We start from the raw sequence: 11,357 nt of genomic DNA on the forward strand, positions 1-11,357 counted from the left end.
CTGAGAATCTCCGGGTAAAAAACACGGGCTCAGGCGAGCCGCGTATTTTAGACACACTCCGGAAATGAAACAAGCCCCAAAAGGGGCTTGTTCCAGATTCAGGGTCACCGGCGGTCAGTATCTTTCGATTCGGACCACCTGGACGCTGAAAGTACTTACCAGCTGGCTTTAACCAGACCTGGTACGTCACCACGCATTGCCGCTTCACGCAGTTTGTTACGGCCGAGACCGAACTTGCGGTAAACGCCGTGTGGACGACCGGTCAGGCGGCAGCGGTTACGCATGCGCGAAGCGCTTGCGTCACGTGGCTGCTTCTGCAGGGCAACTGTAGCTTCCCAACGCGCTTCTGGACTTGCGTTCAGATCAACGATGATTGCTTTCAGTGCTGCACGCTTCTTGGCGTACTTGGCAACCGTGAGCTGACGCTTCAGCTCGCGGTTTTTCATGCTCATCTTGGCCATGGTCCTACTCCAATCAGTTGCGGAACGGGAATTTGAAAGCACGCAACAGGGCGCGACCTTCATCATCGTTCTTGGCAGTGGTGGTCAGGGTGATGTCCAGACCGCGGAGAGCATCGATCTTGTCGTAGTCGATTTCCGGGAAGATGATCTGCTCTTTCACGCCCATGCTGTAGTTACCACGACCATCGAAGGACTTGGCATTCAGGCCGCGGAAGTCGCGAACCCGAGGCAGGGAGATCGACAGCAGACGATCCAGGAATTCGTACATACGCTCACGGCGCAGAGTCACTTTGACGCCGATCGGCCAACCTTCACGGACTTTAAAGCCAGCGATGGATTTGCGAGCGTAGGTCACAACGACTTTCTGGCCGGTGATCTTTTCCAGGTCAGCAACAGCGTGCTCGATGACTTTTTTGTCACCGATCGCTTCGCCCAGACCCATGTTCAGGGTGATTTTGGTAACGCGCGGAACTTCCATCACGTTCCCAAGCTTAAGTTCTTCCTTAAGCTTAGGGGCGATTTCCTTCCGGTAAATCTCTTGTAGTCGTGCCATGGTCTAATCTACCTAGCAGTGTTCAAGCATCAACCGCTTTTTGGGTCGACTTGAAGACACGAATTTTCTTACCGTCTTCTACTTTGAAACCAACGCGGTCAGCCTTGTTGGTTTCGCCGTTGAAGATGGCGACGTTAGAAGCGTCCAGCGGAGCTTCTTTCTCGACGATACCGCCCTGCACGCCCGACATCGGGTTAGGCTTGGTATGACGCTTGACCAGGTTCAGACCACCGATAACCAGACGGTTATTAGCGAGAACCTTAAGCACCTTACCGCGCTTACCTTTGTCTTTGCCGGCGATCACGATGATCTCGTCGTCACGACGAATCTTTTGCATGTCGGATCTCCTTACAGCACTTCTGGGGCGAGCGAGACGATCTTCATGAACTTCTCAGTACGAAGTTCACGGGTCACTGGCCCAAAGATACGGGTGCCGATCGGCTCTTGCTTGTTGTTCAGAAGAACAGCAGCGTTGCCATCAAAGCGGATAATGGAGCCATCTGCACGACGTACGCCGTGACGAGTGCGGACTACAACAGCAGTCATCACTTGGCCTTTTTTCACTTTACCGCGAGGAATTGCTTCCTTGACGGTAACTTTGATGATGTCACCGATACCAGCGTAACGACGATGGGAGCCACCCAGCACCTTGATGCACATAACACGGCGAGCGCCGCTGTTATCGGCCACATCGAGCATGGATTGAGTCTGAATCATATAATTTCTCCGACCCCTAGTCCTTAGACTTCCACAGCGCGTTCGAGAACATCAACCAATGCCCAAGACTTGGTCTTGGCCAGCGGACGAGTTTCACGAATAGTGACTTTGTCGCCGATGTGGCACTGGTTGGTTTCGTCGTGCGCGTGCAGCTTAGTCGAACGCTTAACATATTTACCGTAGATCGGGTGCTTAACGCGACGCTCGATCAAAACGGTGATGGTTTTGTCCATCTTGTCGCTGACAACACGGCCAGTCAGCGTACGGACAGTCTTTTCGGCTTCAGCCATGATCACTTACCTGCCTGCTGGTTGAGCACAGTCTTCACGCGAGCGATGTCACGCTTAACTTGCGAGAGCAGATGAGACTGCCCCAACTGGCCAGTTGCTTTCTGCATGCGCAGATTGAACTGGTCGCGCAGCAGGCCGAGCAGTTGCTCGTTCAGCTGCTGTGCGGATTTTTCACGAAGTTCATTCGCTTTCATCACATCACCGTCCGTTTAACAAAGGCGGTGGCGAGCGGCAGCTTTGCAGCAGCCAGGGCAAAAGCCTCACGCGCCAGCTCTTCAGTTACACCCTCGATTTCATACAGGACTTTGCCTGGCTGAATCTGGGCTACCCAGTATTCCACGTTACCCTTACCTTTACCCATCCGAACCTCGAGAGGCTTTTTGGAGATCGGCTTGTCCGGGAATACACGGATCCAGATCTTGCCGCCACGTTTAACGTGACGGGTCAGTGCACGACGCGCTGACTCGATCTGACGAGCGGTGAGACGACCACGAGCTACAGACTTCAGCGCGAACTCGCCGAAGCTGACTTTGCTACCGCGCTGAGCCAGACCACGGTTGTGGCCTGTCATCTGCTTGCGGAACTTCGTACGCTTTGGTTGCAACATTTGGCGTACCCCTTACTTAGCAGCTTTTTTACGAGGCGCTGGTGCTTGTGGTTTCAGTTCTTCTTGGCGACCACCAATTACTTCGCCTTTGAAGATCCAAACCTTTACACCGATCACACCGTAAGTGGTGTGAGCTTCGTAGTTGGCATAGTCGATGTCGGCACGCAGGGTGTGCAGTGGCACACGACCTTCGCGATACCATTCAGTACGTGCGATTTCAGCACCGCCGAGACGACCGCTCACTTGGATTTTGATGCCTTTGGCACCAATGCGCATGGCGTTCTGTACGGCGCGCTTCATTGCGCGACGGAACATTACGCGACGCTCCAGCTGCTGAGCTACGCTCTGCGCAACCAGCATACCGTCGAGCTCCGGCTTGCGGATCTCTTCGATATTGATGTGCACAGGCACACCCATTTGCTTGGTCAGGTCCTGACGCAGTTTCTCAACATCTTCACCTTTCTTCCCGATAACGATACCTGGACGAGCGGTGTGGATGGTGATACGTGCAGTTTGCGCCGGACGATGGATATCGATACGGCTTACGGACGCGCTTTTTAGTTTGTCTTGGAGATACTCACGCACCTTCAGATCAGCGAACAAATAGTCCGCATAAGTCCGACCGTCTGCGTACCAGACGGAGGTGTGCTCCTTGACGATTCCCAGGCGAATGCCAATGGGATGTACTTTCTGACCCATCTCTTCGACTCCGTTACTTGTCAGCAACCTTGACAGTGATATGGCAAGACCGCTTGACGATGCGATCAGCACGGCCTTTGGCACGTGGCATGATGCGCTTCAGCGAACGCCCTTCGTTGACGAAAACGGTGCTGACCTTCAGGTCATCAACGTCTGCGCCTTCGTTATGCTCGGCGTTGGCTACGGCCGACTCCAGCACTTTCTTCATGATCTCGGCGGCTTTCTTACTGCTGAAAGCCAACAGGTTGAGCGCTTCGCCCACCTTCTTCCCGCGGATCTGGTCGGCGACCAAGCGGGCTTTCTGGGCGGAGATTCGAGCGCCCGACAACTTAGCGGCTACTTCCATTTCCTTACCCCTTAACGCTTGGCTTTCTTGTCTGCCACGTGCCCACGATAAGTGCGGGTACCGGCAAACTCGCCTAGTTTGTGGCCGACCATGTCTTCGTTAACGAGAACTGGGACGTGCAGACGACCGTTGTGTACAGCGATGGTCAGACCGACCATTTGTGGCAGGATCATCGAACGACGCGACCAGGTCTTAACTGGTTTGCGATCGTTCTTTTCCGCCGCCACTTCGATCTTCTTCAGTAGGTGAAGATCAATAAAAGGACCTTTTTTCAGAGAACGTGGCACTGTCGTATCCCTCTATTTACTTGCGACGACGGACGATCATTTTGTCGGTACGCTTATTACCACGAGTCTTCGCGCCCTTAGTCGGGAAGCCCCATGGCGATACCGGATGACGACCACCAGAGGTACGACCTTCACCACCACCGTGTGGGTGGTCAACCGGGTTCATGGCAACACCACGAACGGTTGGGCGAACGCCACGCCAGCGTTTGGCACCAGCTTTACCCAGCGAACGCAGGCTGTGCTCGGAGTTCGAGACTTCACCCAGGGTCGCACGGCATTCAGCCAGCACTTTACGCATCTCACCAGAACGCAGACGCAGGGTCACGTAGACACCTTCACGAGCGATCAGCTGAGCCGAAGCACCAGCGGAACGAGCGATTTGCGCGCCTTTACCTGGCTTCAATTCGATGCCGTGTACGGTGCTACCAACTGGAATGTTACGCAGTTGCAGAGCGTTGCCCGGCTTGATCGGTGCCAGGGCACCTGCGATCAGCTGGTCGCCAGCACTCACGCCTTTAGGCGCGATGATGTAGCGACGCTCGCCATCTGCGTACAGCAGCAGAGCGATGTGAGCAGTACGGTTTGGATCGTATTCGATACGCTCGACAGTGGCAGCGATGCCATCTTTGTCGTTGCGACGGAAGTCGACCAGACGATAATGCTGCTTATGGCCACCACCAATGTGACGAGTGGTAATACGACCATTGTTGTTACGACCACCAGTCTTCGATTTCTTCTCGAGCAGCGGTGCGTGAGGAGCGCCTTTATGCAGCTCCTGGTTGACCACCTTGACCACAAAACGGCGGCCAGGGGAAGTCGGTTTGCATTTAACGATTGCCATGATGCACCCCTTCCTTACTCAGCACTGCTGCTGAAATCGAGATCTTGGCCTGGCTGAAGGGAGATAACTGCCTTCTTCCAGTCATTACGCTTGCCCAGACCGCGAGCAGTGCGCTTGCTCTTACCCAGAACATTCAGGGTAGTAACACGCTCAACTTTCACGCTGAACAGGCTTTCGACGGCCTTCTTGATTTCCAGCTTGGTTGCGTCAGTTGCAACCTTGAAAACGAACTGGCCTTTCTTGTCAGCCAGAACCGTAGCCTTTTCGGAAACGTGCGGGCCAAGCAGAACTTTAAATACGCGTTCCTGGTTCATCCCAGCAGCTCCTCGAATTTCTTCACGGCCGACACGGTGATCAACACCTTGTCGTATGCGATCAGACTAACTGGATCGGAACCTTGCACGTCACGTACATCAACGTGTGGCAGGTTACGAGCAGCCAGGTACAGGTTCTGATCAACAGCTTCAGACACGATCAAAACGTCGGTCAGGCTCATGTTGTTCAGTTTGCCCAGCAGATCTTTGGTTTTTGGACTTTCAACAGCGAAGTCCTGAACCACGACCAGGCGGTCAGTACGCACGAGTTCAGCAAGGATGGAGCGCAGTGCTGCGCGATACATCTTCTTGTTGAGCTTCTGAGAGTGATCCTGCGGACGAGCTGCGAAAGTGGTACCGCCGCCGCGCCAGATTGGGCTACGGATAGTACCGGCACGAGCACGGCCAGTACCTTTCTGACGCCAAGGGCGCTTACCGCCACCACGAACGTCGGAACGGGTCTTTTGCTGCTTGCTACCTTGACGGCCGCCGGCCATGTAGGCCACGACTGCTTGGTGAACCAGCGTCTCGTTGAATTCGCCGCCAAATGTCAGTTCGGAAACTTCGATCGCTTGAGCGTCATTTACATTTAATTGCATGTCAGCTTCCCCTTAACCGCGAGCCTTGGCCGCTGGACGTACAACCAGGTTGCCGCCAGTAGCGCCAGGAACAGCACCCTTGACCAACAACAGATTGCGTTCAGCGTCGACGCGCACTACTTCGAGGGACTGCACGGTCACGCGCTCAGCGCCCATATGACCGGACATTTTTTTGCCCTTGAATACACGACCAGGAGTCTGGCACTGGCCAATAGAGCCCGGGACGCGGTGGGAAACGGAGTTACCGTGAGTGTTGTCTTGACCACGGAAATTCCAACGCTTGATCGTACCCTGGAAGCCTTTACCCTTGGACTGACCGGTTACATCAACCAGTTGACCAGCGGCGAAGATTTCAGCGTTGATCAGATCGCCAGCCTGGTAGTCGCCTTCTTCAAGACGGAACTCCATGACAGTACGACCAGCTGCAACGTTTGCTTTAGCGAAGTGACCTGCTTGAGCAGCAGTCACACGCGAAGCGCGACGCTCGCCGACAGTGACTTGCACTGCACGATAGCCATCGGTTTCTTCAGTTTTGAACTGGGTGACGCGATTCGGCTCGATCTCAATGACCGTAACCGGAATGGAGACACCTTCTTCGGTGAAAATACGGGTCATACCGCATTTACGACCGACTACACCAATAGTCATGTTGTAAACCTCATGAGTGTACGGGGCTTTCACCCGCTATGGCCGCCCATTTCAGAGCGTTACACGACTAAGACCCAAGTCTTAGCCGAGGCTGATCTGTACTTCCACACCGGCCGCCAGATCAAGCTTCATAAGAGCATCAACGGTTTTATCCGTTGGCTGGACGATGTCCAGTACGCGCTTATGAGTACGGATCTCGTACTGGTCACGCGCGTCTTTGTTGACGTGCGGGGAGACCAGAACGGTGAACCGCTCTTTACGGGTAGGCAGTGGAATTGGACCACGCACTTGAGCACCAGTACGTTTCGCGGTTTCCACGATTTCCTGGGTGGATTGGTCGATCAGGCGATGGTCAAAAGCCTTCAACCTGATACGGATTTGCTGATTTTGCATTGGATTTCAGACTCCGGCTGCTATTCCCAGCGAGCGCAATACGCCCGTTAAAAGGAGGCGCAATTCTATAGACGCCCTAGATAGGTGTCAACCCAATAAAAAAGCCCCCGCTGAGCGGGGGCTTTTCAAAGCATCGAAGCTATCTCAGAAGAGACGCTTACTCGATGATTTTAGCTACAACACCAGCACCAACGGTACGGCCGCCTTCACGGATAGCGAAGCGCAGACCGTCTTCCATTGCGATGGTCTTGATCAGGGTAACTTCCATTTGGATGTTATCGCCTGGCATTACCATTTCAACGCCTTCTGGCAGCTGGCAGTTACCAGTCACGTCAGTAGTACGGAAGTAGAACTGTGGACGGTAGCCTTTGAAGAACGGAGTGTGACGACCGCCTTCTTCCTTGCTCAGAACGTAAACTTCTGCGGTGAACTTGGTGTGCGGCTTAACCGAACCTGGCTTAACCAGAACCTGGCCACGCTCAACGTCGTCACGCTTGGTACCACGCAGCAGAACGCCGCAGTTCTCGCCAGCACGACCTTCGTCGAGCAGCTTGCGGAACATTTCAACACCAGTGCAAACAGTGTTGGTAGTGTCACGCAGACCAACGATTTCCAGCGCATCTTGAACGCGAACGATACCGCGCTCGATACGACCAGTCACAACAGTACCACGACCGGAGATCGAGAATACGTCTTCGATTGGCATCAGGAACGGCTTGTCGGTCAGACGAACTGGTTCTGGGATGTAGCTGTCCAGGGTTTCAACCAGTTTACGAACGGCAGTGGTGCCCATTTCGTTATCGTCTTTGCCTTCCAGCGCCATACGAGCAGAACCGATGATGATCGGAGTGTCGTCGCCCGGGAAGTCGTAAGTGCTCAGCAGATCGCGCACTTCCATCTCAACCAGTTCCAGCAGCTCAGCGTCGTCTACCAGGTCAGCCTTGTTCAGGAAAACCACGATGTACGGAACGCCTACCTGACGGGACAGCAGGATGTGCTCACGGGTTTGTGGCATCGGACCATCAGCGGCCGAGCAAACCAGGATCGCGCCGTCCATCTGGGCAGCACCAGTGATCATGTTCTTCACATAGTCAGCGTGACCTGGGCAGTCAACGTGAGCGTAGTGACGGATCTTCGAGTTGTACTCGACGTGCGCGGTGTTGATGGTGATACCACGAGCTTTTTCTTCTGGAGCGCTGTCGATTTTATCGAAATCAACGACTGCAGAACCGAAAACCTCGGAGCAGACGCGAGTCAGAGCTGCGGTCAGAGTGGTTTTACCGTGGTCAACGTGACCGATAGTGCCAACGTTGACGTGCGGTAGGGAACGATCAAATTTTTCTTTAGCCACGACAATTAACTCCTTGCCTAAAGGACTGAATCAGCCTTGTTTTTTGGATACAGTTTCAGCGATGTGCGCCGGAGCTGTGTTGTATTTTTTGAATTCCATAGAGTAGCTTGCGCGACCCTGGGACATGGAGCGAACGTCGGTCGCATAACCGAACATCTCACCCAACGGAACCTCGGCGCGAATCACCTTGCCGGAAACCGTGTCTTCCATACCCAAGATCATGCCGCGACGACGGTTAAGGTCGCCCATGACATCACCCATATAGTCTTCAGGTGTAACAACTTCTACCGCCATGATTGGCTCAAGCAACTCACCACCGCCCTTCTGGGCCAGTTGCTTGGTTGCCATGGAAGCAGCCACCTTAAACGCCATCTCGTTGGAGTCGACGTCGTGGTAAGAACCGTCAAAAACGGTTGCTTTCAGGCCGATCAGCGGATAGCCGGCAACAACACCGTTCTTCATCTGCTCTTCGATACCCTTCTGGATAGCAGGGATGTATTCCTTAGGAACAACACCACCCACTACTTCGTTCACGAATTGCAGACCTTCCTGACCTTCGTCAGCAGGAGCAAAACGGATCCAGCAGTGACCGAACTGACCACGACCGCCGGACTGACGAACGAACTTGCCTTCGATTTCGCAGTTCTTCGTGATGCGCTCACGATAGGAAACCTGAGGCTTACCGATGTTGGCTTCGACGTTGAACTCACGGCGCATCCGGTCAACCAGGATGTCCAGGTGCAACTCGCCCATGCCAGAGATGATCGTTTGACCAGTCTCTTCATCAGTTTTGACGCGGAAAGATGGATCTTCCTGAGCAAGCTTGCCCAGAGCGATACCCATTTTTTCCTGGTCATCCTTGGTCTTAGGCTCTACGGCAACCGAAATAACCGGCTCCGGGAAGTCCATGCGAACCAGGATGATTGGCTTGGCAGCGTCGCACAAAGTCTCACCAGTGGTGACGTCCTTCATGCCGATCAAGGCCGCGATGTCACCAGCGCGCACTTCCTTGATCTCTTCACGGGCGTTTGCGTGCATTTGCACCATACGACCCACACGCTCTTTCTTGCCTTTGACCGAGTTGATCACGCCGTCGCCGGAGGCCAACACGCCCGAGTAAACACGGACGAAGGTCAGAGTACCCACGAATGGGTCGGTAGCGATCTTGAACGCCAGAGCCGAGAACGGCTCGCTGTCGTCAGCATGACGCTCCATCTCTTCTTCCTCGTTATCAGGGTTGGTACCCTTGATAGCAGGAATGTCGGTTGGAGCAGGCAGATAGTCGATCACGGCGTCGAGAACCAGGGGAACACCCTTGTTCTTGAAGGAAGAACCGCAAACAGCCAAGACGATCTCACCAGCGATAGTACGCTGACGCAGAGCGGCCTTGATTTCCACGTTGGTGAGCTCTTCACCTTCGAGGTACTTGTTCATCAGCTCTTCGCTGGCTTCGGCGGCAGCCTCAACCATGTTGTTGCGCCACTCGTCAGCCAGTTCCTGCAATTCTGCAGGGATAGGCTTGCGAACAGGAACCATACCTTTGTCAGCGTCATTCCAGTAGACCGCTTCCATGTTGATCAGATCGATCTGACCCTGGAAGTTGTCTTCGGAACCGATAGCCAATTGGATTGGCACCGGAGTATGACCCAGACGCTGCTTGATCTGACCGATCACGCGCAGGAAGTTGGCACCAGCACGGTCCATCTTGTTTACATAAACAAGACGTGGAACGCCGTATTTGTTGGCTTGACGCCATACGGTTTCCGACTGAGGCTCGACACCTGAGGTACCGCAGAACACAACGACAGCGCCGTCGAGTACGCGCAGGGAACGTTCAACTTCAATAGTGAAGTCTACGTGGCCTGGGGTATCGATAACGTTGAAGCGGTGCTCATCTTTGTACTGCTTCTCGGAACCTTTCCAGAAGGCGGTAATAGCAGCAGAAGTAATGGTAATACCACGCTCCTGCTCCTGAACCATCCAGTCTGTGGTCGCGGCGCCATCATGCACCTCGCCCATTTTGTGACTTTTGCCGGTGTAAAACAGTACGCGCTCGGTCGTGGTGGTTTTACCAGCATCCACGTGAGCAACGATACCGATGTTACGGTAGCGGCTAATCGGAGTAGTACGAGCCATAAAGCCCTCGCAAAATTAGTGAAGCTAAGATTAGAAGCGGTAGTGCGAGAAAGCTTTGTTAGCTTCAGCCATACGGTGCACGTCTTCACGCTTCTTAACAGCAGCACCTTTACCTTCAGCAGCGTCCAACAGTTCGCCGGCCAAACGCAGAGCCATAGACTTCTCGCCGCGCTTACGGGCGAAGTCTACCAACCAGCGCATTGCCAGAGCGTTACGACGGGACGGACGAACTTCGACCGGAACCTGGTAAGTAGCACCGCCTACACGGCGCGACTTCACTTCGACCAGCGGAGCGATGGCGTCGAGAGCTTTCTCGAAGATTTCCAGGGGGTCGCTGTTCTTGCGTTCTTTAACCTTTTCCAGCGCGCCATAAACGATACGCTCGGCAACGGCTTTCTTGCCGCTTTCCATCACGTGGTTCATGAACTTGGCCAGAATTTGGCTTCCGTATTTTGGATCGTCAAGCACTTCGCGCTTGGCTGCTACGCGTCTTCTTGGCATGGATAAGCCCTCAAACGGTCTTCAGGTTCGCTCGGAATCGGTGCCCTTTCGGGACGCCTCCGACCTTACTCTTATCGACTCAGAAAATAAGATGATTCAGTTTTACAAAAAGCCGCTACTACTTAGGCTTCTTGGTACCGTACTTCGAACGACCCTGGTTACGACCTTTAACGCCGGAAGTATCCAAGGAGCCGCGTACGGTGTGATAACGAACACCTGGCAAGTCTTTTACACGACCGCCACGGATCAGTACCACGCTGTGCTCTTGCAGGTTGTGGCCTTCACCGCCGATGTACGAGGAAACCTCGAAACCGTTGGTCAGGCGCACACGGCATACTTTACGCAGTGCCGAGTTAGGTTTTTTCGGCGTGGTGGTATACACACGGGTGCATACGCCACGACGTTGCGGGCAGTTCTGCAGCGCAGGCACGTCGGATTTCTCGACGATACGCTTACGCGGCTGACGTACCAGCTGGTTGATAGTTGCCATCTACTAGCTCCACTGTTGTCTTGCGACGCTATTGTCTTGCAAGAAAAGCAAAATGGCAGGAACGAATTCCCGCCAAATTTAGGGGTACAAGAGTCTAAAGAGGATCTTGCCCCCAGTCAAGGCA

At 54.0% G+C, this 11,357-nt stretch carries 19 protein-coding genes; all 19 read right to left on the minus strand.

What is annotated here, in order from left to right:
* Positions 1-155 precede the first annotated feature (155 nt).
* Positions 156-461, minus strand: a complete 306-nt coding sequence (gene rpsN, locus BFP99_RS02980) for a 30S ribosomal protein S14 (protein ID WP_003176414.1) — start codon at positions 459-461, stop codon at positions 156-158.
* Between the two features lie 13 nt (positions 462-474).
* Positions 475-1,014: a 50S ribosomal protein L5 gene (gene rplE / locus BFP99_RS02985; protein ID WP_003194642.1), complete on the minus strand. Its 540-nt coding sequence runs from the start codon at positions 1,012-1,014 to the stop codon at positions 475-477.
* A 22-nt stretch (positions 1,015-1,036) separates the two neighbouring features.
* Positions 1,037-1,351, minus strand: a complete 315-nt coding sequence (gene rplX / locus BFP99_RS02990) for a 50S ribosomal protein L24 (protein WP_003176416.1) — start codon at positions 1,349-1,351, stop codon at positions 1,037-1,039.
* Between the two features lie 11 nt (positions 1,352-1,362).
* Positions 1,363-1,731, minus strand: coding sequence for a 50S ribosomal protein L14 (rplN, locus tag BFP99_RS02995; protein ID WP_002555479.1), 369 nt, complete (start codon positions 1,729-1,731; stop codon positions 1,363-1,365).
* Between the two features lie 23 nt (positions 1,732-1,754).
* Positions 1,755-2,021: a 30S ribosomal protein S17 gene (gene rpsQ, locus BFP99_RS03000; RefSeq protein WP_003176419.1), complete on the minus strand. Its 267-nt coding sequence runs from the start codon at positions 2,019-2,021 to the stop codon at positions 1,755-1,757.
* A gap of 2 nt (positions 2,022-2,023) precedes the next feature.
* A complete protein-coding gene (rpmC, locus tag BFP99_RS03005; protein ID WP_002555481.1) occupies positions 2,024-2,215 on the minus strand; it encodes a 50S ribosomal protein L29 in 192 nt (63 codons plus the stop codon).
* Positions 2,215-2,628 (minus strand): 50S ribosomal protein L16, encoded by a 414-nt coding sequence (rplP, locus tag BFP99_RS03010; RefSeq protein WP_003232424.1) that lies wholly within the window; start codon positions 2,626-2,628, stop codon positions 2,215-2,217. Before rplP ends, rpmC begins: the two co-directional genes overlap by 1 nt.
* 12 nt (positions 2,629-2,640) lie before the next feature.
* Positions 2,641-3,327 carry a 30S ribosomal protein S3 gene (gene rpsC, locus BFP99_RS03015; protein WP_003176422.1) on the minus strand — a complete coding sequence of 229 codons (687 nt, stop codon included), beginning with the start codon at positions 3,325-3,327 and terminating at the stop codon, positions 2,641-2,643.
* Positions 3,328-3,340: 13 nt separating this feature from the next.
* Positions 3,341-3,673: a 50S ribosomal protein L22 gene (rplV, locus tag BFP99_RS03020; protein WP_003103908.1), complete on the minus strand. Its 333-nt coding sequence runs from the start codon at positions 3,671-3,673 to the stop codon at positions 3,341-3,343.
* A gap of 11 nt (positions 3,674-3,684) precedes the next feature.
* Positions 3,685-3,960, minus strand: a complete 276-nt coding sequence (rpsS, locus tag BFP99_RS03025; protein WP_003232420.1) for a 30S ribosomal protein S19 — start codon at positions 3,958-3,960, stop codon at positions 3,685-3,687.
* A 16-nt stretch (positions 3,961-3,976) separates the two neighbouring features.
* Positions 3,977-4,801, minus strand: a complete 825-nt coding sequence (gene rplB, locus BFP99_RS03030) for a 50S ribosomal protein L2 (RefSeq protein WP_003210080.1) — start codon at positions 4,799-4,801, stop codon at positions 3,977-3,979.
* A gap of 14 nt (positions 4,802-4,815) precedes the next feature.
* Complete coding sequence (gene rplW, locus BFP99_RS03035) at positions 4,816-5,115, minus strand: 50S ribosomal protein L23 (protein WP_002555488.1); 300 nt, start codon at positions 5,113-5,115, stop codon at positions 4,816-4,818.
* Positions 5,112-5,714 carry a 50S ribosomal protein L4 gene (rplD, locus tag BFP99_RS03040; protein ID WP_003176424.1) on the minus strand — a complete coding sequence of 201 codons (603 nt, stop codon included), beginning with the start codon at positions 5,712-5,714 and terminating at the stop codon, positions 5,112-5,114. The genes rplW and rplD overlap by 4 nt, the downstream gene beginning before the upstream one ends.
* A gap of 12 nt (positions 5,715-5,726) precedes the next feature.
* Positions 5,727-6,362 (minus strand): 50S ribosomal protein L3, encoded by a 636-nt coding sequence (gene rplC / locus BFP99_RS03045; RefSeq protein ID WP_007253310.1) that lies wholly within the window; start codon positions 6,360-6,362, stop codon positions 5,727-5,729.
* An 81-nt stretch (positions 6,363-6,443) separates the two neighbouring features.
* Positions 6,444-6,755: a 30S ribosomal protein S10 gene (rpsJ, locus tag BFP99_RS31670; protein ID WP_003186070.1), complete on the minus strand. Its 312-nt coding sequence runs from the start codon at positions 6,753-6,755 to the stop codon at positions 6,444-6,446.
* Positions 6,756-6,912: 157 nt separating this feature from the next.
* The gene (tuf, locus tag BFP99_RS03050) at positions 6,913-8,106 is read right to left on the minus strand and encodes an elongation factor Tu (protein WP_027605166.1); all 1,194 of its coding nucleotides are present in this window, start codon (positions 8,104-8,106) and stop codon (positions 6,913-6,915) included.
* A gap of 30 nt (positions 8,107-8,136) precedes the next feature.
* Positions 8,137-10,242 carry an elongation factor G gene (fusA, locus tag BFP99_RS03055; RefSeq protein WP_003210087.1) on the minus strand — a complete coding sequence of 702 codons (2,106 nt, stop codon included), beginning with the start codon at positions 10,240-10,242 and terminating at the stop codon, positions 8,137-8,139.
* A gap of 30 nt (positions 10,243-10,272) precedes the next feature.
* Complete coding sequence (gene rpsG / locus BFP99_RS03060) at positions 10,273-10,743, minus strand: 30S ribosomal protein S7 (RefSeq protein ID WP_002555493.1); 471 nt, start codon at positions 10,741-10,743, stop codon at positions 10,273-10,275.
* 118 nt (positions 10,744-10,861) lie between these two features.
* Complete coding sequence (gene rpsL, locus BFP99_RS03065; protein WP_002555494.1) at positions 10,862-11,233, minus strand: 30S ribosomal protein S12; 372 nt, start codon at positions 11,231-11,233, stop codon at positions 10,862-10,864.
* Between the last annotated feature and the right edge of the window lie 124 nt (positions 11,234-11,357).

This window comes from Pseudomonas sp. 1 R 17, assembly GCF_900067035.1.
GTDB classification, from domain to species: Bacteria; Pseudomonadota; Gammaproteobacteria; order Pseudomonadales; family Pseudomonadaceae; genus Aquipseudomonas; species Aquipseudomonas marginalis.

Coding starts and splice junctions, on each gene's coding strand:
- fusA (WP_003210087.1), bottom strand. CDS start 10,242: ATGGCTCGTACTACTCCGATTAGCCGCTACCGTAACATCGGTATCGTT.
- rplV (WP_003103908.1), bottom strand. CDS start 3,673: ATGGAAGTAGCCGCTAAGTTGTCGGGCGCTCGAATCTCCGCCCAGAAA.
- rplC (WP_007253310.1), bottom strand. CDS start 6,362: ATGACTATTGGTGTAGTCGGTCGTAAATGCGGTATGACCCGTATTTTC.
- rpsC (WP_003176422.1), bottom strand. CDS start 3,327: ATGGGTCAGAAAGTACATCCCATTGGCATTCGCCTGGGAATCGTCAAG.
- rplB (WP_003210080.1), bottom strand. CDS start 4,801: ATGGCAATCGTTAAATGCAAACCGACTTCCCCTGGCCGCCGTTTTGTG.
- rpsG (WP_002555493.1), bottom strand. CDS start 10,743: ATGCCAAGAAGACGCGTAGCAGCCAAGCGCGAAGTGCTTGACGATCCA.
- rpsQ (WP_003176419.1), bottom strand. CDS start 2,021: ATGGCTGAAGCCGAAAAGACTGTCCGTACGCTGACTGGCCGTGTTGTC.
- rplX (WP_003176416.1), bottom strand. CDS start 1,351: ATGCAAAAGATTCGTCGTGACGACGAGATCATCGTGATCGCCGGCAAA.
- rplE (WP_003194642.1), bottom strand. CDS start 1,014: ATGGCACGACTACAAGAGATTTACCGGAAGGAAATCGCCCCTAAGCTT.
- rpsL (WP_002555494.1), bottom strand. CDS start 11,233: ATGGCAACTATCAACCAGCTGGTACGTCAGCCGCGTAAGCGTATCGTC.
- rpmC (WP_002555481.1), bottom strand. CDS start 2,215: ATGAAAGCGAATGAACTTCGTGAAAAATCCGCACAGCAGCTGAACGAG.
- rpsN (WP_003176414.1), bottom strand. CDS start 461: ATGGCCAAGATGAGCATGAAAAACCGCGAGCTGAAGCGTCAGCTCACG.
- rplW (WP_002555488.1), bottom strand. CDS start 5,115: ATGAACCAGGAACGCGTATTTAAAGTTCTGCTTGGCCCGCACGTTTCC.
- rplD (WP_003176424.1), bottom strand. CDS start 5,714: ATGCAATTAAATGTAAATGACGCTCAAGCGATCGAAGTTTCCGAACTG.
- rplP (WP_003232424.1), bottom strand. CDS start 2,628: ATGTTGCAACCAAAGCGTACGAAGTTCCGCAAGCAGATGACAGGCCAC.
- rplN (WP_002555479.1), bottom strand. CDS start 1,731: ATGATTCAGACTCAATCCATGCTCGATGTGGCCGATAACAGCGGCGCT.
- rpsJ (WP_003186070.1), bottom strand. CDS start 6,755: ATGCAAAATCAGCAAATCCGTATCAGGTTGAAGGCTTTTGACCATCGC.